The 316-nt window shown below is 32.0% G+C and carries 1 protein-coding gene; it reads right to left on the reverse strand.

Translation table 11 applies throughout. The features are described 5' to 3' along the window. Positions 1-316, reverse strand: a 316-nt coding sequence (locus SINDD18_RS10700; protein WP_193750860.1) for a transposase, incomplete at both ends; no start/stop codon positions are given.

Below are 316 nucleotides of genomic sequence, written 5' to 3' on the forward strand. Positions count from 1 at the left end.
TGTACGGTAAGTACATGTCGATTGAGATAGTTTTTACCTTTAATCTAGTCTTAGGCTCAAAACGATGAAAATACTTTTTCAAACTGTAAGATTTTCTATCTCTTACAACATCGACTAGCTTGTGTGTTGTGCTATCACAAATAATGAAACTCATATTACTATCAGAAGATTTAACGGATTTAAATTCATCAAAACACAGATGCTCAGGTAAATCGTGTAATGGTTTAATGGTTAATAATCGTGCTGTATCATCTATGATACGTCTTACAGTATGAACTGAAACATTTGTTTCTTTGGCGATATATGTTTCAGATAC

Origin of the sequence: Streptococcus infantis (genome assembly GCF_001579645.1) — a bacterium.
GTDB lineage: Bacteria > Bacillota > Bacilli > Lactobacillales > Streptococcaceae > Streptococcus > Streptococcus infantis_E.